General features: G+C 30.9%; 15 protein-coding genes and 1 pseudogene. 8 read left to right on the top strand and 8 right to left on the bottom strand.

From position 1 onward, the window contains the following. The first annotated feature begins 18 nt into the window (after window positions 1–18). From WA340_RS05575 to WA340_RS05560, 4 genes and pseudogenes are all read left to right on the top strand, one after another. Window positions 19–1,053 carry a flavin-containing monooxygenase gene (locus WA340_RS05575; RefSeq protein WP_304141946.1) on the top strand — a complete coding sequence of 345 codons (1,035 nt, stop codon included), beginning with the start codon at window positions 19–21 and terminating at the stop codon, window positions 1,051–1,053. Between the two features lie 92 nt (window positions 1,054–1,145). Continuing rightward, a complete protein-coding gene (locus WA340_RS05570; protein ID WP_304141947.1) occupies window positions 1,146–1,535 on the top strand; it encodes a hypothetical protein in 390 nt (129 codons plus the stop codon). Window positions 1,536–1,601: 66 nt separating this feature from the next. Further along, a pseudogene (locus WA340_RS05565) lies at window positions 1,602–5,920 on the top strand (CusA/CzcA family heavy metal efflux RND transporter). Between the two features lie 93 nt (window positions 5,921–6,013). Continuing rightward, complete coding sequence (locus WA340_RS05560) at window positions 6,014–7,162, top strand: efflux RND transporter periplasmic adaptor subunit (RefSeq protein ID WP_336127759.1); 1,149 nt, start codon at window positions 6,014–6,016, stop codon at window positions 7,160–7,162. Window positions 7,163–7,230: 68 nt separating this feature from the next. Here WA340_RS05560 and WA340_RS05555 read toward each other — a convergent pair whose 3' ends face one another. Next, window positions 7,231–8,775 carry a glycine--tRNA ligase gene (locus WA340_RS05555; RefSeq protein ID WP_304141098.1) on the bottom strand — a complete coding sequence of 515 codons (1,545 nt, stop codon included), beginning with the start codon at window positions 8,773–8,775 and terminating at the stop codon, window positions 7,231–7,233. Between the two features lie 79 nt (window positions 8,776–8,854). Then, the gene (locus tag WA340_RS05550; protein ID WP_304141096.1) at window positions 8,855–9,760 is read right to left on the bottom strand and encodes a hypothetical protein; all 906 of its coding nucleotides are present in this window, start codon (window positions 9,758–9,760) and stop codon (window positions 8,855–8,857) included. Window positions 9,761–9,962: 202 nt separating this feature from the next. Between WA340_RS05550 and WA340_RS05545 the strand changes: the two genes are divergently transcribed. Next, the gene (locus WA340_RS05545; protein WP_304141094.1) at window positions 9,963–10,652 is read left to right on the top strand and encodes a ComF family protein; all 690 of its coding nucleotides are present in this window, start codon (window positions 9,963–9,965) and stop codon (window positions 10,650–10,652) included. Window positions 10,653–10,709: 57 nt separating this feature from the next. Next, window positions 10,710–12,320, top strand: a complete 1,611-nt coding sequence (locus tag WA340_RS05540; protein ID WP_336127758.1) for an Ig-like domain-containing protein — start codon at window positions 10,710–10,712, stop codon at window positions 12,318–12,320. Here WA340_RS05540 and WA340_RS05535 read toward each other — a convergent pair. Together WA340_RS05535 and WA340_RS05530 are read right to left on the bottom strand one after the other, a co-directional pair. Then, window positions 12,307–13,092 (bottom strand): nitrilase family protein, encoded by a 786-nt coding sequence (locus WA340_RS05535; RefSeq protein ID WP_336127757.1) that lies wholly within the window; start codon window positions 13,090–13,092, stop codon window positions 12,307–12,309. The two genes, WA340_RS05540 and WA340_RS05535, sit on opposite strands and share 14 nt — an antisense overlap. Beyond that, window positions 13,092–13,613: a hypothetical protein gene (locus WA340_RS05530; RefSeq protein ID WP_336127756.1), complete on the bottom strand. Its 522-nt coding sequence runs from the start codon at window positions 13,611–13,613 to the stop codon at window positions 13,092–13,094. Before WA340_RS05530 ends, WA340_RS05535 begins: the two co-directional genes overlap by 1 nt. Before the next feature lie 97 nt (window positions 13,614–13,710). Here WA340_RS05530 and WA340_RS05525 point away from each other — a divergent pair, with 97 nt between their 5' ends. Beyond that, window positions 13,711–15,801, top strand: a complete 2,091-nt coding sequence (locus WA340_RS05525) for a S46 family peptidase (RefSeq protein WP_336127755.1) — start codon at window positions 13,711–13,713, stop codon at window positions 15,799–15,801. Between the two features lie 47 nt (window positions 15,802–15,848). Here the strand turns inward: WA340_RS05525 and WA340_RS05520 are convergent, their stop codons facing one another. Continuing rightward, window positions 15,849–16,532 (bottom strand): LytR/AlgR family response regulator transcription factor, encoded by a 684-nt coding sequence (locus tag WA340_RS05520; protein WP_336127754.1) that lies wholly within the window; start codon window positions 16,530–16,532, stop codon window positions 15,849–15,851. Then, window positions 16,529–17,212, bottom strand: coding sequence for a sensor histidine kinase (locus WA340_RS05515; RefSeq protein ID WP_336127753.1), 684 nt, complete (start codon window positions 17,210–17,212; stop codon window positions 16,529–16,531). Before WA340_RS05515 ends, WA340_RS05520 begins: the two co-directional genes overlap by 4 nt. Window positions 17,213–17,677: 465 nt before the next feature. Between WA340_RS05515 and WA340_RS05510 the strand changes: the two genes are divergently transcribed. Continuing rightward, window positions 17,678–18,562, top strand: coding sequence for a thioredoxin family protein (locus WA340_RS05510; protein WP_336127752.1), 885 nt, complete (start codon window positions 17,678–17,680; stop codon window positions 18,560–18,562). 8 nt (window positions 18,563–18,570) lie between these two features. On the opposite strand, the gene WA340_RS05505 is transcribed toward WA340_RS05510, so the two are convergent. Together WA340_RS05505 and WA340_RS05500 are read right to left on the bottom strand one after the other, a co-directional pair. Beyond that, window positions 18,571–20,340: a MutS-related protein gene (locus WA340_RS05505; RefSeq protein ID WP_336127750.1), complete on the bottom strand. Its 1,770-nt coding sequence runs from the start codon at window positions 20,338–20,340 to the stop codon at window positions 18,571–18,573. An 89-nt stretch (window positions 20,341–20,429) separates the two neighbouring features. After that, window positions 20,430–21,176 carry a succinate dehydrogenase/fumarate reductase iron-sulfur subunit gene (locus WA340_RS05500; RefSeq protein ID WP_027879125.1) on the bottom strand — a complete coding sequence of 249 codons (747 nt, stop codon included), beginning with the start codon at window positions 21,174–21,176 and terminating at the stop codon, window positions 20,430–20,432. Window positions 21,177–21,243 lie beyond the last annotated feature (67 nt).

The raw sequence follows: 21,243 nt of genomic DNA, 5'->3' as shown, positions 1-21,243 counted from the left end.
TAACCACAATACGTTTTAATGAAAGATTTTATAATTATTGGAGCTGCACAAGCTGGATTATCTATGGCTTATCACTTAAAGAAAAATCAAAAAGATTTTTTAATAATTGATAAAGAGGATGAAATTGGTGCTTCTTGGCTTAACCGTTGGAACTCGTTAAAACTTTTTACACCAACCGAATTTAATCACCTTGCAGGAATGCCTTTTCCTGCACCTAAAGGACATTATCCTGACAAATACGAAGTCGCAGATTACTTTAAATCTTATGTAGAAAAATTTGATTTCCCACTGCAATTAAACACGCTAGCAAAACGCATAGAAAAAGAAGACAATCATTTCACTGTGAAAACTAATAAAGGAGATTTAAAGTGCAAAGAAGTTATTGTAGCTACTGGTCCTTTTCATATTCCTTATACTCCAAAATTTCATAATAATCTTTCTGAAGATATTTTTCAAATACATAGTAATTACTACAAAAATCCAGACCAACTCAAAGATGGTGCAACACTGGTTGTTGGTGGTGGCGATAGCGGATTTCAAATTTTAGATGAAATTTCAAAACAAACCAATAAAAAAACTTATTTCTCAGGAAACACAGATATCAAAACTTTACCACAAGAAATCTTAGGAAAAACGCTTTGGTGGTGGTTTACTATAACAGGCTTTTTAAGTTTTAGTAAGGACTCTTGGCTTGGAAAAAAGATTAGTAAATCTAAACAGCCAATTATTGGTACAGATGTAAAATCTATTATTAAAAGAGATAACGTTATACCAGTTGGATATACACTTGACGCCGAAGAAAACACAATAAAAACATCAAAACAAATCCTTAAAGATGTAAAGAATATTGTTTGGGCAACCGGTTATAAACCCAACTTTAATTGGATAAAAAATATTGAGTTAACCCAAAATGGCTATCCAAAACATCATCGTGGTATTAGCACAACAAACGGACTATATTTTATTGGTTTACCATGGTTACACACACGTGGATCTGCTACTTTAGGCGGCATAAAAAAAGACGCCAATTACCTAGCTAATAATATTTTATAAATAAAAATCCTTAATTAAAAACGTTCTATATTAGCAGTCATATGTAACTTTTGTAACAGTTTAATTCCTTTAATTTTGTAATTTCGTAAGGCATGAACAAAATATTGGCATTAACATATTCGTTTCTGATTCTTATTCAAAGTTTCAATATTAACTTAGACGACATTTCTAAGATTAATGCCTTGATTGATCATGCTCAATTTCATAAAGAAATGTATGGCGATTCTTTTTTTGATTTTTTAGCTGAACATTATGGTGAAGCTAAAGATGATCATGACAGCGACCATAAAGAACATAAAGATTTACCTTTTAAAGACAATCACCACATGTGTACACACATTAACTTGTCTTTTATAAGTCCTAATATTTTATTTAAAATAAGCAACGAAGACTTCATTGAAATCCCTTTTAACTTCTTCTATAAAGAATCCTTTACTTCTTTCGAAAAACCATCCGTTTTTCAACCACCAAAACACGCATAATTCATTTTAAAATTCATCCTGTTTTCAATTATGGACAGGTACTTTTCAATTTTATTATTATGAATTATGTTAGAAAAAATCATAAAATCAAGCTTAAATAATAAGCTTATTATTTTCCTTTTTACAGCATTTATTATTGGTTTCGGAATTTTCTCTTTGACCCAAATTCCTATTGGCGCTGTACCAGATATTACCAATAACCAAGTACAAGTGATTACCACATCACGAAACTTATCAACCCAAGATGTTGAACAGTTTATTACCTATCCTGTCGAGCTAGAGATGGCAAATTTACCAGGCGTAGAAGAGATAAGATCAGTTTCAAAATTTGGTCTTTCTGTGGTAACCATTGTTTTTGAAGACAATATGGCACCTATCTACCAAGACAATTAATTGCCGAAAAAATCAAGTCAGCTTCAGAAGTAATTCCAGATGGTTTTGGCTCGCCAGAAATGGGACCAATTACCACTGGTTTGGGCGAAATATACCAATACATTTTAGATGTAAAACCTGGTTACGAAGACCAATATTCCATTACCGATTTGCGCACCATCCAAGACTGGATTGTAAAACGACAACTCTCTGGTATTCCTGGTGTAGTAGAGGTTAATACTTGGGGCGGATATTTAAAGCAATACGAAGTTGCCATTAACCCAAACAAGCTAAATGCTATGAATATTTCGGTGTCCGAAATTTATGAGGCTTTAGAAAAAAACAATAGCGTTGCTGGTGGTGGATATATTGAAAAAACTAATGAAGCCTATTTTATTCGTGGCGAAGGTTTGGTTAAAAACCTCGAAGATATAGAGCAAATCGTAGTCAAAAACGAAGGCGCACCAATTTACATAAAAGACGTTGCTAAAGTAGGTTTTGGAAGCGCTACACGTTTTGGTGCTATTACTGGTAACGGTGAAGGCGAAAAAGTGCTTGGGCAAATAATGATGCTTAAAGATGGTAACTCTAAAGCTATTATAGACGCTGTAAAAGAACGTGTAAAAGACATACAAAAAAGCCTACCTGAAGGTGTTTATATCAACGGATTTTTAGAACGTAGCGAACTGATTGGTAAAACGACCTTTACCGTATCAGAAAATCTAATTTTAGGATCATTAATCGTCATTTTTGTTGTGGTTTTATTACTCGGTAATTTACGCTCAGGTTTGGTCGTTGCGTCTGTTATTCCGTTGAGTTTATTATTCGCCATTTCACTAATGAACATTTTTGGTGTAGATGCCAATTTAATGAGTCTTGGCGCGATAGATTTCGGAATTATTATTGATGGCGCAGTGATTATTGTCGAGTTTATTGCTTTTAGAATAATTACCGAAAGTGAAAAACTAAAATTACTCACAAAAGAAGCAAAACAGTCAGAAATCGATCAAATTACATTAAAAAGCGCCTCAAAAATGATGAATTCTGCCATTTTTGGACAATTAATCATCTTAATAGTCTTTATTCCAATTTTATCATTAAGCGGTGTAGAAGGTAAAATGTTTAAGCCTATGGCGTTGACATTCAGTTTTGCGTTAGTTGGTGCAATGTTACTTTGTCTCACTTATGTTCCAGTAATATCATCATTGTTTTTGAAACCAAAAAAGCCGAGCGAAAAAAACATTTCCGTTAGGTTAATGAAAGCACTTAATTCTTGGTACAAACCTTCTATTAATTGGGCTTTGCACCACAAGAAAACAGTGGTAAGTTTAGCCGGAATTTTACTAGCTATCAGCATCTTTTTATTTAGTAAAATGGGTGGTGAATTTGTGCCAACTTTAGATGAAGGTGACTTCGTGATTCAACCTGTTTTAAAGACAGGAACATCGCTTGGAAAAACCATCGAAATTACCACCAAAATCGAAAAAACACTGTTAGAAAATTTCCCTGAAGTAGATCAGGTAGTAAGTCGTATTGGTGCTGCCGAAGTCCCAACAGATCCAATGTCTATGGAAGAAAGTGATGTGATTATAAAACTGAAACCAAAGGACGAATGGGTAAGTGCCAAAAGCAAAGACGAATTAGCCGATAAATTTAAAGAAGCACTAAGTATAATACCTGGAATGGAAGTCGAATTCACACAACCTATCGAAATGCGATTTAATGAGTTAATTACTGGTGTTAGAGCTGATGTAGCTATTAAAATTTTTGGGGAAGATTTATCCATTTTAGCCAATAAAGCAGACGAAGTCAAAGAATTAATTAAAGATGTTGAAGGCGCTTCAGATATCATCATTGAAAAAGTTGAAGGTTTACCACAGATGAGCGTGTCTTTCAACCGAAGTAAAATTGCGCGTTACGGACTGAATATTTCTGATGTTAATCAAGTAATTTCAATGGGATTTGCTGGCGGAACTGTTGGTCAAGTGTTTGAAGGCGAAAAGCGCTTTGATCTGGTGATGCGTTTAGACCAAAACAATAGAAAAAACCTAGCCAGTCTTCAAAATTTATATGTCGATACACCAAATGGAACAAAAATTCCGCTTAGCGAACTAGCTGAGATAACTTATACTACTGGACCTGCAAAAATTTCAAGAGACGACACCAAACGTCGTATTGATGTTGGTATAAATGTTCGTAATAGGGATTTGCAATCAGTTGTAGACGATGTAAGAAGCATAATTGACAATCAACTCAAATTACCTGTTGGTTACAACATAACTTATGGCGGACAATTTGAAAACTTACAAAGTGCCAAAGCACGTTTAATGATTGCGGTACCAATTGCTTTAGCCTTAATTTTCTTACTGCTGTATTTTGCATTTGGTTCAGCAAAAGAAGCCTTATTAGTGTACTCTGCTATTCCTTTATCGGCTGTTGGTGGTGTATTGCTTTTATGGTTACGCGATTTACCGTTTAGTATCTCGGCAGGTGTTGGTTTTATTGCACTTTTTGGAATTGCCGTACTTAACGGTATTGTACTTATTGAGCATTTTAAAGAACTGAAAGAACACGGTATGGATGATATAGAAGAACGCATAAAACGTGGTACTTCAGAGCGTTTGCGACCTGTTTTACTAACCGCAGCAGCAGCAGCTTTAGGATTTTTACCTATGGCGGTTTCCACCAATGCTGGTACCGAAGTTCAACGTCCTTTAGCAACCGTAGTCGTTGGCGGATTAGTTACTGCAACCGTATTAACCCTAATCGTGTTACCCGTTTTATACGCGTGGTTTGAAACCAAAAAAGAAATTAAAATGAATAAAACATCAATCGTTAGCATTCTCGGTTTCTTTTTTATGATGAATGCTAACGCTCAAAATCCATTAACTATTGAAGAAACCTTAGCGTTAGCTATAGAAAATAACGCTAGTTTAAAAGCTTCAAATCTTAAGGTAGACGAAAGTAATACTTTAATAGGAAGCGCTTTTAGTTTTGATAAAACGTCAATTTATTACAATTATGACGAAAATAATTTAGCCATAAACAATCAACCATTAAAGGTGTTTGGTATTGCTCAAGATTTTAAGTTTCCGACGGTATATTTTGCCGAAAAGAAGACGAATAAAGCAAAAGCTAGTTTAGAAGAAACACATTATAATCTCAGGTTTGAACAATTACAGCAAGCAGTTTACGCCAACTATTATCAGTTGAGTTATGCTAAAAACAAGGCGAAAACTTACAAATATTTAGATAGTCTGTATCAAGATTTTGCTAATAAATCTGAACGTCGCTTTGAACTTGGCGAAACCAATTATTTAGAAATGATTACCGCTAAATCCAAACAAAAACAGCTAGAAACTTTGTACAAACAAGCACTTAAAGAAGTTGCATTTTCTAAAGAGCAATTAAAAAGTGTTGTGCAAGTTGATAGTTTAGAGATTGTTGACCAACCACTTGAACAACTACAAATTGAATCGATTTCAACACAAAACAATGTTGGTTTACAGTACTTTGAACAAGCGAAAAATTATCAAAACGCTATCTATCAACAAGAAAAACAAAACCTATTACCAGACATTAGTGTAGAGTATTTTCAAGGTACAAACGACCAATTAAACACCAATATAAAAGGGTATCATTTAGGGTTGAAAATTCCGTTGTTATTTTATGGTAATGCTTCAAAAATAAAAGCTTCAAAAATTGCTAAAGACATTATTACAGAGCAACAACAAGATTATAAAACCAAATTAAACACTAAGTATAATGCACTTTTGGCGACTTTAGCGCAATACGAAGAAGCTGTAAATTACTATAATAATGAAGGTGAAGACCTTAAAAATCAAATTATAAAAACCGCAAACCGTACGTTTAAAGAAGGTGAAATTGACTTTTTTCAATACATACAAAGTCTTGAAACCGCTAGCGAAATTGAATTATCGTACCTAGAAAATTTAAACGCTTACAATCAAACGGTAATACAAATTAACCACTTGACATTAAATATCAACTAAAATGAAAGCCCATAATGAGCATTTGACAAATAAAGACCAACAACTTTAGAAAAGTAAATAACCGAACCAATGGTTCTTGAAAATTTTAAATCTATGAAACATATATATATACTTCTTTTTTCGTTTTTATTTTTAGCCTGCGGAAACAAAGAAAACAACACTGAAACCGTTGAAAACACAGCAACAAAAAACAATATTATAACCGTAACTAAAGCTCAATTTAAAAGCGAGCAAATGGTTTTAGACACTTTAAAAATACTTGATTTTTCAACAGGAATTGCCGTTACGGGAATGATAGACGTGCCACCAAAAAACAAATCGAGTATCACAACTTTTATTGGTGGATATATTACAAACACACCACTTTTAGTTGGTGACCAAGTAAAAAAGGGACAACTTTTGGTAAGCTTAAAAAATCCTGAGTATGTTGAAATTCAGCAAAATTATTTAGAAATCGCAGAGCAACTTAATTACTTAAAAGCTGAATTTAACAGACAAAAAACGTTGTTTGATGAAAAAATTACTTCAGAAAAAAACTATCTAAAAGCACAAAGCACTTATAAAAGTAGTCTAGCCACTTACAACGGACTAAAGAAAAAATTACAAATGATGAATATTAGTCCAGCTGCTGTAGAACAAGGGAATATTACCTCAACAATTAGTCTATATGCGCCAATTAATGGAAACGTCACTAAAGTAAATGTAAGTAATGGTGCTTATGTTGCGCCAAACGATGTAATATTAGAAATTGTAGATATTGACCATATTCATTTGGAATTATCGGTATTTGAAAAAGATATTATGCACATCAAAAAAGGTCAAAAAATACTGTTTAAAATTCCTGAAGCTTCAGAAAAAACTTTTGAAGCAGACGTGCATTTAGTTGGCACTACCATTGATGAAACTACAAGACGTGTTAAAGTTCACGGACACGTAGATAAAGACTTAGCTAATTTTATTGTTGGTATGTTTGTAGAAGCTAACATTATTACAGACAGTAAAAAAGGTCTTGGCTTACCAAACGAAGCTATTGTAAGTGAAGACAAAAATAATTATGTGCTTGTTTTAGATGAAACAACTACTGGTGACTATCAATTTAAAAAGCTAAAAGTAAACATAGGACAACAAGACGAAAATGCTACAGAAATTTTAAATCCTGACATTTTACAAAACAAACAAATATTAGTTAAAGGTATTGGAATGTTACTTGAAGAAAGTGGTGAAAGCGGACATAGTCATTAAACTAAAACGCCCAAAACATAAAGTTTTGGGCGTTTTTTTATTTATAAATTTCTGTTTTTACAGGAATTTTACATCTTCATTAACCATTCTTTTACATCAACTTCTTTTTTAATGATGTCGCGTAACTCTTCAACTTTAACACGTTTTTGCTCCATAGTATCTCTATGACGTATCGTTACTGTGTTATTTTCTAGACTTTCACCATCTACTGTAATACAAAATGGCGTACCTGCTGCGTCTTGACGACGGTAACGTCTACCAACTGCATCTTTCTCGTCATAAGTAACGTTAAAGTCCCATTTTAAATCATCTACAATATCTTTTGCCATTTTAGTTAAACCTTCGTCTTTTTTAACTAATGGTAAAATTGCTGCTTTTGTTGGCGCTAAGACTGCTGGTAATTTTAAAACGGTTCTTTCGCTTCCGTCTTCTAAAGTTTCATCTTGTAAACTGTTTGAAAACACTGCTAAAAACATACGATCTAAACCAATTGAGGTTTCTAAAACATAAGGCGTATAACTTGTATTGTCTTCGTTATCAAAATATTGAAGTTTTTTACCAGAATATTCTTCGTGTTGTTTTAAATCGAAATCTGTACGTGAGTGAATTCCTTCTAATTCTTTGAATCCAAATGGAAATTTAAACTCAATATCTGTAGCTGCATCTGCGTAATGTGCTAATTTTTCGTGATCGTGGAAACGGTAGTTATCCTCACCTAAACCTAATGATTTATGCCACTTAAGACGTGTTTCTTTCCAGTAATCAAACCATTCTTTTTGTGTTCCTGGTTTGATAAAGTATTGCATTTCCATTTGTTCAAACTCGCGCATTCTAAAGATAAATTGTCTTGCAACAATTTCGTTTCTAAAGGCTTTTCCTGTTTGAGCAATTCCGAAAGGAATTTTCATACGTCCTGTTTTTTGCACATTAAGGAAATTTACAAAAATACCTTGTGCTGTCTCTGGACGTAAGTATAAATCCATTGCGCTGTCTGCACTTGCTCCTAATTTGGTCCCAAACATTAAGTTAAATTGCTTAACGTCTGTCCAGTTTTTACTTCCGCTTAATGGACATGCTATTTCTAATTCTTCAATTAAGGCTTTTACGTCTGCTAAATCTTCATTTTCTAAAGATTTACCTAGACGTTTTAGGATGGTATCAATTTTTTCTTGATAACCTAAAACACGACCGTTTGTGCTTAAAAATTCTTCTTTATTAAAAGCATCACCAAAACGTTTTTCGGCTTTTTTAACCTCTTTTTCAATTTTAGCTTCGATTTTTAAGCAATAATCTTCAACTAAAACATCTGCACGGTAACGTTTTTTTGAGTCTTTATTATCAATTAACGGATCATTAAAAGCATCTACGTGTCCAGACGCTTTCCAAGTGGTTGGATGCATAAAAATTGCAGCGTCTAATCCTACAATATTATCGTGCATTTGCACCATTGCACGCCACCAATAGTCGCGTATGTTTTTCTTTAATTCTACACCGTTTTGTGCGTAGTCGTAAACTGCGCTTAATCCATCGTAAATTTCGCTACTCTGGAATACGTAACCATACTCTTTTGCGTGAGAGATTACTTTTTTAAATTGATCGTCGTTGTTTGCCATAATACAGCAAAGATAAACGTTTATAAAAAGTTTACAATATAATTTTTGGCTGATTTAAGCCTAATAATTAAGAAAATAATTAGTCTAAAAATATTGAAGTACTAGCTAAGCGGTTGTCTTGGTTAAAAACGTTTACAAAATAAACACCTTGTTTAAAAGGTTCATCTTTATCAGCGTCTATAAAAGTTGAAACTGCTAAATCTTTATTATTAAAATTAACATCTAGTTTTTTACTGTAAATTAAGGATTGTTTACCAAACTTAGCTTCGTCTTTTTTTGAGACCACATTATTATTTGGATTAACTATTTGTATATAAATATCTTTTTTACCCTTAGTAATTAAATCATTTTTTGGTATTACAAATTCGACTAAAAGTTTGTTTGTTCTTTTTGCTTTATCTGTAGTTACCACTCTATTTCTTCCAACACGCTTAACTGCTTTTGCATCTAACATAGTAATTTGCATTTGACTAGCCTTAACAATGTGTTTATTTAAGGTTTCATTGCTTTTTTTAAGCTTTACATTTGATTCTTTTAATGTATTGGCTTTAACTTTTATACTGCTTAATTGTTGTTTAGATTGAGTAACTTCTGTTTGTAAAGTTTTATTTTGAGTCTCTAAGCTATTAACTAAGTTAAGAATACGCGCCTTTTCCTCCTTAAGTAATTGTACTTTGGACTTATAATGAGTTAATAAATTGGCTGTGACTTCTAGTGTTTTTATAGAGTCTAACGCTTGTTCTAATTTTAGCTTAGAAGCTTCTAATTGTAAACTTAATTCTTCATTTTCAATATCTAAAGTATCAAATCTAGATATCATCTCTGACAACTCATTTTGAATTAAGCTTTTTTCTTGAGCTAAGTATGCATTATACTCTTCTAACTTATTTTGATTTTGAAATGTAAAAACTCCTAAAACGGATAACGCTATTATCAATAAACCAATAATTAACTTGTAGTTATATGTTTGAGGGAAAACTATCATTGTTAATTTTTTTTGCAAAGTAAACAAGAAGAACAAAGACCATCAATAATTATCGATAAAAAGAAAAAATAATTGATTAACTATGTTAATTGATTGTCAAATTATAATTATTGAAACCTAAATCTAGAAATATGTTTAATCATAGATTTTTAATATTAAACATTTATTCACTATTTTCATTGAAGAATAAAACGAATATTCGATGCAAAATTTAATAAGAGATTTTATTAATGTTTTCTTTCCTTCAGTTTGTAACGCTTGTAAAAACTTACTTTCTGACAATGAAGAATTTATATGTACAGATTGTAGACATAAATTACCTATTACAGAGTTTCATTTTAATAATGATAAAAGTATTGATAATGTTTTATACGGTCGTGTTGCTATAGAAAATGGCACTGCTTTACTTAGGTTTGAAAAACAAGGTACGGTACAATATTTAGTACATCAACTTAAATACGGTGGCAATGAAAAAGTAGGTGAATTTTTTGGGAAATGGATAGGTACAGAACTTAAAACTATAAAAAGTTATAATGATGTAGATATAGTAATACCAGTACCTTTACACGCCAAAAAACTAAAAAAACGTGGTTATAATCAAGTTGAAAAATTTGGAAAAGAAATTGCTTACGCATTGCAAGCAGAATTTATAGATGATATTTTGATAAAAATTAGTGGCTCTTCAAAATCTCAAGCATCAAAAAAACGTCTTGAAAGATGGCAACTTAATAACGAACTTTTTTCTACTAAAAACATAGAAAAATTAAACAATAAACACATTTTATTAGTTGACGATATAATTACTACTGGAAACACAATAGAGTCTTGCTGCATACAACTTCAAAAAGCAAATAATATAAAAATAAGCATTGCTTGTATGGCAATAGCATAAAGGATTTTTCGTTAAAACATAAATATGTTGTTAATTTGTGCTTCTATTTGATTTTTTATGCAAAAACGTTGGATAAATTTTAGTTTTTATTTAATACTAGCACTTACTGCTATTAACTGTGCCAACCGTGGATCTATTGGTGGCGGACCAAAAGATGTAACTCCTCCTGAAATAGTAAAAACTGTACCTGAAAATTACTCGACTAACTTTAACGCAAACGAAATAAGAATATACTTTAATGAATATGTAAAAGTTAAAAATTTACAGAAGCAGTTAATTATTTCGCCACCAATGAATACGCAACCAGAAGTAACGCCTTTAAGTTCTGCTAGCGAGTATATTAAAATTAAAATTTTTGACACCTTAAAACCTAATACCACTTACGCCTTTAATTTTGGCAATAGTATTGTAGATAATAACGAAGAAAACCCTTACGAGTATTATCGTTACGTCTTTTCTACTGGAGACTATATTGATTCTTTAAATGTTAAAGGAAGTGTGGTAGATGGATTAGACCGAATAACAGAATCTTTCATATCTGTTCATCTTTACGAAGTAGATTCTACTTACACAGACTCAATCATATATAAAGAAAAACCTAAATACGTCACCAACACATTAGATAGCACAACAAACTTTACTATCGAAAACTTAAAAGCTGGAACATACCGCTTAATAGCTTTAAAAGACAATAACAACAATAATTTATACGAGCAAAAAAGTGATAAAATTGGTTTTTTTGAAGATTACATTACCGTGCCAGATACTTCTGCTAATTATCAACTTAAGGTCTTTAAAGAAGATTTAGATTATAAAGCATTTAAACCAAGATTAGTTGCAGGCGAAAAAATAGCATTTGGTTATCAAGGTGATTATACTAAGACCAAAATAGATGTATTATCCAAAGTACCTGAAGATTTTAAATTTAGAATTGTAAAAGAGCAAGACACAGATACTTTAAATTATTTTTACTACCCAAAATTAGAAGACACAGACTCTTTAATTTTTAAAGTACAAAACGATAAAATAATAGACACATTTACTGTTAAGCTTAAGGATAATTTAAAAGACTCTTTAAACCTAAGAGCAGAACCTATCAATACTATTGCTATAAACGAAAGTTTTAAATTAAAAGCTAATATCCCTATTACTAAAGTAAATAAGGATAACATTAGCATTATGAATAAAGACTCTGTTTTTATTGATTTTGATACTAAACTTGACACATTACTAAATCATTTGGAAATCAAATTTGCAAAAGAAGATAAAAGCCAATATAAAATAACAATTTTACCAGAAACAGTAACAGACTTTTTTGAAAACACTAACGACTCTTTAAATTACAATTTACAAACTCCAGATCCTGATGCGCTAGGAGAAGCAAGAGTTTTAGTAAAAAATGCAACTTATCCTATTTTAGTACAACTTGTTAATGATAAAAGTGAAGTGAAATACGAAAAGTATAGTACAAAACCAGAACCATTAGATTTTTTCTATGTAAAACCTGGAAAATACTATTTAAGAGTTGTTTTTGACAGCAATAAAAACGGAAAATATGACACAGGTGATTTTTTAAGAAAAATTCAGCCAGAACGTGTAAGCTACCGTAAAAAAGAAGTTGAAATTAGGGTTGGTTGGAGTAATATTGAAGAGTTTATTCTAAACTAAAACTATCTTTATCATCTAAAAAACGAAGTTTGCTTCTTACATCATCAATATGTTTTTTGTTTAAAACAATAATTTCCACACCTTCAATATTTGGCTGTATGTTTGAAAGTTTTTTACCTAAAGCATCATAAACTGCCGAGTGACCTGAATATTCATAGTTATTAGCATCTAAACCAACACGGTTAACACCAATACAATAACTCATGTTTTCTATTGCTCTAGCTTGTAACAAAGTATTCCAAGCATGTACTCTTATTTTTGGCCAATTAGCAACGTAGATTAATACATCATAATCCTCTTCTGCTATTCTTGACCAAACAGGAAATCTTAAATCGTAACAAATTAGAGGTTGTATTTTAAAACCTTTATAATTTACAATGACTTTAGAATTTCCTCTTTTGTAAACCTTATCTTCGCCTGCTAAAGTAAACGTGTGTTTTTTATCGTAAGTGTCTATCAAACCATTTGTATGCACAAAAAATAATCTATTGTAGTAATCGCTATTCTCTTTAATTGCAACACTTCCAACAATAGCAGCTTGTTTTTGAAAAGCCATTTTTTTCATCCAAATAATGGTCTCTCCTTCTTCAGTTTCTGCAATATGTTCTGGCGTCATTGTAAAACCAGAAGTAAACATTTCTGGTAATACAATTAGATCTACATCTTGTGTAATTTCTTCAATTTTTTTGGTGAAATTTTCTCTGTTTTGATTAGGATTTTCCCATACCAAATCTGCTTGGATTATCGCAACATGTAGACTGTTTTCTTCCATTACAACTTTTTTAATTTCTTTTCTGCTTTAGCTACTTTATCATTGAGTTTTTCAATTTTTTTAAGCCATTTAGCTTCATCTTCTGTACTTAATTTTCCTTTTTTACTAAGTTTCTCGTACTTAGATTGCGCTTTTTTAGCTTCTTTTTCGGCTTTTGCTAATTGCTTTTCGGCTTTAGCTTTTTTGGCAATTTCATTTTCTTTCTTCTTTAATGCTTTTTGAGTCTTTTTTTGTTGCTTTTCAAGCTTTTTTAGTTGCTTTGCCTGTTTTTCGGCTTGTTTTTTAGCTTTTTCAGATGCCTTTTTCTCTAATTCGATTTGTTTTAATGCGTTTTGCTTTTCTTCAGCTAAATTGTATATTTTTTGCTGTTGCTCTTCATTTAAAGCATTAGTAACATCTGTACCATTAGATAAAATTGTTTTATCATCTACTTGGTATTTTTTATCGTCTAAAGTTACTTCTTGCGCAAAAGTAAAACCTATACCTAATAGGATAATAATTAAAGTAATTATTGATTTCATTTGTAAAATATTTAATACCTAAATATAAGTAATTGATGTTTGCTGGCTTACGCCTTTAACTAATTTTTTATATTTGAGTTTTAATAAACTAAATACAATGAGACTTATAAAATTTTTACTACTTTTTATCACTTTTAGTGTATCTGCACAACAAGGTGGTATGTGGATTCCTTCGCTTTTGGATGGAATGAATGAAACCGAAATGGCTAACCTTGGAAGCATGCTTACTGCTGATGATATATACAGCGTTAACAAATCTAGTTTAAAGGATGCTATCGGTCATTTTAATGGTGGTTGTACTACCGAAGTGATCTCTCCAAAAGGCTTAATTTTAACTAATCATCATTGTGGTTACAGTCAGATACAATCGCACTCTTCTTTAGAAAACGATTATATTAAAAATGGGTTTTGGGCAATGAATTTAGATGAAGAATTGCCAAACGAAGGTCTTTTTGTCGAATTTATTGTACGTATTGAAGATGTTACTAACGATGTTTTAGCTGGTGTAACTGATGAAATGTCTGAAAAAGAAAAGCAATCTATAATTGACAAAAACAGCAATAAAGTTCAGGCTTATTACGATAAAGAACCTTGGCAAGACTCTAAAGTTAAGGCGTTTTATAAGGGTAATCAATATTTTTTATTTATTACAGAACGTTTTGAAGATATTAGATTAGTTGGTGCGCCACCAGCGAGCATAGGTAAATTTGGTAGTGATACAGATAATTGGGTTTTCCCAAGACATACCGGCGATTTTTCTTTATTTCGTATATATGCAGATAAAAATAACAGACCAGCAAAATATAGTGCAGACAACGTACCATACACACCAAAACATTATTTACCAATATCTTTAGATGGTATAGAAGAAGACGATTTTACCATGGTATTTGGTTTTCCTGGTCGTACAAACGAATATCTTCCTGCAGTAGCTATACAACACATCACGCAAGAATATAACCCAAGCAATATTGCAATACGCGAAGCTGCCTTAAAAGTGATTGATGCTAATATGAAAGCTAACGATGAGGTACGTATTAAATACGCCTCTAAACAAGCAAGAATTGCTAACGCTTGGAAAAAATGGATTGGAGAAAATCTAGGTATCAAAAAAAGTAATGCAATAGCAGAACGACGTGCTTTTGAAGCTGAATTTACAAAAGCTTTAAAAGACAAAAATTTAGAAAGTAAATACGGAAACATTCTTCCTGAATTTGATCAACTTTATAAAGATTTTGCAGCAATAAATATTAAAAGAAGAAATTTTATTGAAGTATTTATTGTTACCAACGAGTTGATGACCATGACGCTTAGAGCTTATCAAATGGAGCAAGCTATTAAACAAAATCCTGATAATTTTGAAAAAGCTAAAGCGCGTTTTGCTTCAACTTTAAAAAGTATTCATAAAAATTATGATGTAAATGTAGATAAAGGTGTTTTTAAAAACGTTATGCCTTTTTACACACAAAAAGTAGACGCTTCTATTTATGATAAAACAGCTCTTACTGATTTAGATGAAGCATTAAAACTTCTTGATGGTAAACCAAAAGACGTCCTTAAAAAGTTAAATAAAGACGCTGCTTATAAATATGCAAAACCATTTATTGATGAATTTTACAGCACAATAAACCCAGAATTTGAAACTAAAAATGCACCGATCACTGCTTTAGAAAAACAATACATGAAAGCTTTGATGGAAGCGTTACCTGATGCTAGATATTTTCCTGACGCTAACAGTACAATGCGTGTAACTTACGGGAAAGTAAAAGGCTATTCGCCTAAAGATGCTGTTTACTATATGCCAGTAAGCTACTTAGATGGTGTAATTGAAAAATATGTCCCTGGAGATTACGAGTTTGATGTACCACAAAAGCTTTTAGATTTATATGAAGCTAAAGATTTTGGTCAATACGCAGACGCTAACGGTAAAGTTCCTGTTTGTTTTTTAGGGACTAATCACACCACTGGAGGAAATTCTGGTAGTCCTGCAATTGACGCAAATGGAAATTTGATCGGACTAAATTTTGACCGCGTTTGGGAAGGTACAATGAGTGATATGAATTATGATCCAGAAATTTGCCGCAACATTATGGTAGATGCTAGATACGTCCTATTTATCATAGATAAGTTTGCTGGTGCCAAACACTTAATTGACGAAATGAAATTGGTGCATCCAAAAACAAAATAATTACAACTTAAAAAAACCTTCCTTTATACTTTATTTAGGAAGGTTTTTTATTTTACGTGTAACCTTTTAAGCAACTCTTGTTTATAAGTACGTCCAATAGGCAATCTATTAGACTCTAAATACAGTTCGTTTCCTGTAATTTTATTTACAAATTTAGAATTGATTATATACGATTTATGGATTTGAATAAAGCAATCTTGAGGTAATTTTTCTGTCCAATTTTTTAGTGCATCCAAAAAAGATAACCGTTGTGTTTTGGTGACTAACGTTATGTAGTTTCTATCAGATTCTAAATATAAAATATCTTTCAGAATTATTTTATGAAGCGTTTTGTCTACATTTAAAAAAATTGAATTTTGTTCAGTTTTATGGTCTATTTCTAATCGTTGTTCTGCTTTATTTACAGCTTTTAAAAAACGATCAAAACCAAAAGGTTTAACCAAATAATCTACAATTGTATCAAGCTCAAAACTATTAACTGCATAATCTGGATAAGCAGTTGTCATTATTATTAATGGCGGATTTTTTATTGTTTTAATAAAATCTAAACCTGAAATGTCCGGTAAATTTATATCTAAAAAAATAATATTAACCGTATTAGTTTTTAAAAAATGATGTGCTTCTATAGCTGCATTAAAAACACCTTTTAATTTAAGATTAGGCAACTTACTTAAATAATTTTTTAGCAGGTTTTGCGCAGGAATTTCGTCTTCTATGATAATGCAATTCATGATAAATCTATTTTTAAAACGACTTTAAATTGATCTAAACTTTCTATAGTAAGCGTATACTTATCAGGATACAATAACTGTAATCTTTTTTTAAGATTTACTAATCCTATTTTTAAGGAAGATGCATCGGTTTTATTTGGACTAAAATCATTAATACACGTACATGTTAATTGCTTGTTTTCTTCTTTAATTTCAATTGAAATTTGACTATGTAAACTACTATGTTTAAACGTGTTTTCTATAATTGTAATTAGTAATAAAGGCGCAATATTTGTTTCTGCATTTTGCACATTGGTTTCATACTTGATTTGCTTTACACCTTCAGTTCTTATCTGTTGAAACTTGATATAATTATCTAAAAACTGAAGTTCTTTTTTTAAACTAATAAAAGGCGCGTTACTATCGTATAAGACATGTTTTAAATTATCAGATAGCATTAAGATAAGTTCTGGTGTTTCAGTAGGTTTTTCAATAGAAAAAGAATAAATCGTATTTAAATTATTAAACAACACATGTGGATTGATTTGCGATTTTAAAAACTTTAGTTCCATTTCGGTATGTTGTCTTATCATATCTTCTTTATGCTGTTGTTCTTCTAAAAACCGATATAACATCCAAATAAACGAGAAGAAAATTAATGGTACCAAGGTTTGCCAAAGGTAATCGCTTAAACATTTCATTATAGAACAACCACATTTTGCAAATACATTACAATATAATTGAGTTGCAAAAAAAGATATTGTTATAAAAATAAGTCCGTAAAGGATATACCATTTTCGTTTCACAAAAAATGGCAACAGCACAAAGTAATTAACGTAAACGATTATAAATAAGATTGATAAATACTGTAAAAACGGATTTTCTGCCCAATAATATCTAGAAAATATAAATAGAGACACAAAAATAAATAGTGCCCAAAATAGGATATGAACAAGTATTTGCGAGGTATGTTTTTTAAAATCAATCATATTAATGCTGAAAGTAATTTAAAAACCTAACACCATCAAAAAACAACGTACAAAAACACAAAAAACCAATACAAACGACTAAACCTGTTGTTTGTATTGATTTAAATGCTGTTGGTTAAATAATTTAAAAACACAATTACTAAGTAGCTAGATTTGAAATAATTAAAACCATTTAATATGAAAAAAATAATCACATTTATCGCTTTATTTATTTATACTTCTAGTTTTTCTCAAACCCTAAATCAAGAGGTTAAAGATGATAATGGTTCTACAAAACTTTTAGGGCTAATTGATAAAAACGGACTTACAAAAACGCCATACAATGATTGGTTTACTAAAAATTATGACAATTATATAGTAAACGAAGCACTTGTAAACAGCTACAAAGATTCTTTAAACTCTTATACCATAAAAGCGTTTTTAGGTACTTGGTGTGGCGATAGTAAACGTGAAGTACCAAGATTTTATAAAGTTTTAGAAACTGCAAATTTTAACATGAACAATCTTAAAGTATTTGCATTAGACAATACAAAAGAAAATTATAAGAAAGGTCCAAATGGCGAAGAAGACGGTTATAACATACACAGAGTACCAACATTTATCTTTTATAAAAACGGAAAAGAAGTCAATAGAATTGTCGAATACCCAAAAGAAACTTTAGAACGAGATATAGAAAACATTGTAACCAATAAACGTTATTTTCCTAATTACTTTGTGGCAAACACCATGTTTTATAACATTTTAAATAATCCATTAGAAAATTTAAAACAAACGGAAAATCAGTTTTTACCTTATTTTGCTGAATATGTAAATGGTAGTAAAGAGCTTAACAGCTTAGGTTATGTACTTTTAAGAGCAAAGAAAACAGAAGAAGCATTATTTGTTTTTGAATTTAACACCAAATTATTCCCTTTAAATTATAATGTGTATGACAGTTTAGCCGAAACTTATTACAACACAAACAACTACAATGAGGCAATTAAAAATTATTATAAAGTATTAAGCATGAATCCTGACAATGAAAATGCTAAAAACATGATTGAAAAAATGGAGAATAACTAAAGTAAACACTACACAATATTCATCTTCTTTAATAAGAAGCTAGCATTCATATTTTGACATATTCCTTGTTTAAAAGTATAATCAAAAAACAGCTCGTCATTAACAATTTGAGCATCAAAATAATAGTTTTTAACTGCTTGTAACTCTTTTTCTATTTCGCACAAACTTAAATCGTGTGTAGCAATTATTCCTGTTGCTTTACTTGCCACCAATTTCTCTACAAACTTTTTACTACCAATTGCTTTATCTGTACTGTTTGTTCCTTTTAATATTTCATCTAAAATGATAAAATAATCGTCGGTTTTAATAGCTTCAACTATATATTTAAGTCTGGTAAGCTCACTAAAAAAGTATGAGCTATCATCGGTTAAAGAATCTGTTGTACGCATACTTGTTATCAATTTAACTGGACTATATTCACTAGATTTTGCACAAACAGGCAAACCAATATTAGCCATTACTATGTGCAGAGAAACAGTGCGTAAAAAAGTACTTTTACCTGCCATATTTGCTCCTGTAATTATAAAAAATTGTTGATTTTTAATTTCAAAATCATTATCAACACGCTTTTCTGACTTTAATAAAGGATGACCTAATTGATCAACTTTAGTCGTTTGCTTGGTATCTAATATTTCAGGGAAAATATAATCTGGATTATTAAAAGTATAATTACCAAAACTGTTATAAGCATCAAAAAAGCAAACCACTTCAAACCACTGTTCTACGGTATCATGATAATTTTCTATCCAATTTTCTATAGAAAAACTGTGTTTAATATCTGTCAAAAAATAACCATTACCAAAAATGGCAGAAATGAAGTTATTACGATTATCTAATGCGTCCATTGCTTTAGATAATTCTGTTAAGATCTCAGAAGCTTTTTTAGACTCTTGTTTTATCTTTTGTTGTTTCTTTTTGAGTAAAGATGCGTTAAATTTTTCGTTTTCAATTAACTTAAGTAGCAACGCGTATTGTCTAAACGTATCTCTTATTTTATCTGTGCTTGAAGCTAAACTGCTTATCTTTTTTAAATATTTACCAGTAATAAAAAAGCCTACAAAAACCCAGTATCCAAAATATTGTGGTTGTAAAATTTTAAAAATGACTAGTGCTAATAACACTAAAGATGAAATTCCGAAAACCAGTGGAATATGCTTCATCCATTTTGGCAAAAAACTTTTATAATTATTTAAAAAATAAACAACTTGATTAACATCGGTCTCTACATGTATTAAACTTGCTGTTGCTTGATACTCTTGACGCCAACTAGGTTTTTCGGCTAACTCTTTTATGGCTTGTTGTCTATCTTTTATATTTGTTATTTGATTAGCTTTTAATGCATTTGCTAATTTTTCCTGTCCTTCTTTTGTTGCTGTTCTATCTAAAAACTGAAAAAATGATCCTCTACCAAACAAATCAATATCTAAAGCATAATTATGATTAACATTTTGATATTGTTCTCCTTTGTCTTTGTAGAAAAAATCTCCTGATTTTATCCTAATTTCTTCCTCATTAATTGAAACTAACTGTTTATATAATAACAGTTGTTTTTTTATATTGGTATATTTAGATAATAACAATAAAAACAAGCTTAATCCAAGTATAGATATAATTGAAAATATTATCCATTCTCCAAAAAAACTATACAATCCAATTGTAGTAAGAATAAAAATTGAGAAGCGTAATAGACTTATAACAAATAATTGCTTACTTAGTTTTGATACCTGATTAGAATAGTTTGTAATATTTTTTTGGTAAAAAGCAGAAGGTTGTTGCATATTCAAAATTAAAAAGTAAAGAAACAAAAAAATCTCAAGAAGCTAGCCTCTTGAGATTTTACAAAATATATCTTGTTTTAGGTTATAAATTAACCTTTAAGACTTGCTTTTAAGTATTCGCTATTCATACGAGCTATATTTTCTAAAGAAATTCCTTTAGGACACTCTACCTCACATGCTCCTGTATTTGTACAGTTACCAAACCCTTCTTCGTCCATTTGCTTCACCATGTTCATAACACGGTCTGTAGCTTCTACTTGTCCTTGTGGCAATAAAGCAAATTGAGATACTTTAGCACCAACAAAAAGCATTGCGCTAGAGTTTTTACAGCTAGCTACACATGCACCGCAACCAATACATGTTGCTGCAGAAAATGCATCGTCTGCATCATGTTTATTTACTGGTATTGCATTAGCATCTATAGTATTACCAGATGTATTTACAGAGATAAATCCACCTGCGTGCTGTATACGATCAAAAGCACTTCTATCTACAACTAAATCTTTAATTACAGGGAACGCTTTTGCTCTAAATGGCTCTATAAAGATTGTGTCACCATCTTTAAACATACGCATATGTAATTGACATGTTGTTACGCCTCTATCTGGTCCATGTGCCTCTCCATTAATATATAAAGAACACATACCGCAAATACCTTCACGACAGTCATGATCAAACGCTACAGGCTCTTCACCTTTGTTAATCAACTGTTCGTTTAATACGTCTAACATTTCTAAAAAAGACATATCTGGAGAAATATCGCTGACCTGATAATCAACCATTTTTCCTTTATCGTTGGCGTTTTTTTGACGCCATATTTTTAATGTTAAATTCATCTATTCAGATTTTAGTATTGAGTATTGAGTATTGAGCGTTTAAATCTGTGTCTAACATCTCTTACCT

The sequence above is a fragment of the Mesoflavibacter sp. CH_XMU1422-2 genome, from assembly GCF_037029245.1.
GTDB lineage: Bacteria > Bacteroidota > Bacteroidia > Flavobacteriales > Flavobacteriaceae > Mesoflavibacter > Mesoflavibacter zeaxanthinifaciens.
Note: the sequence above shows the minus strand (reverse complement) of the source record. Positions and strands in the feature narration are given on the sequence as shown.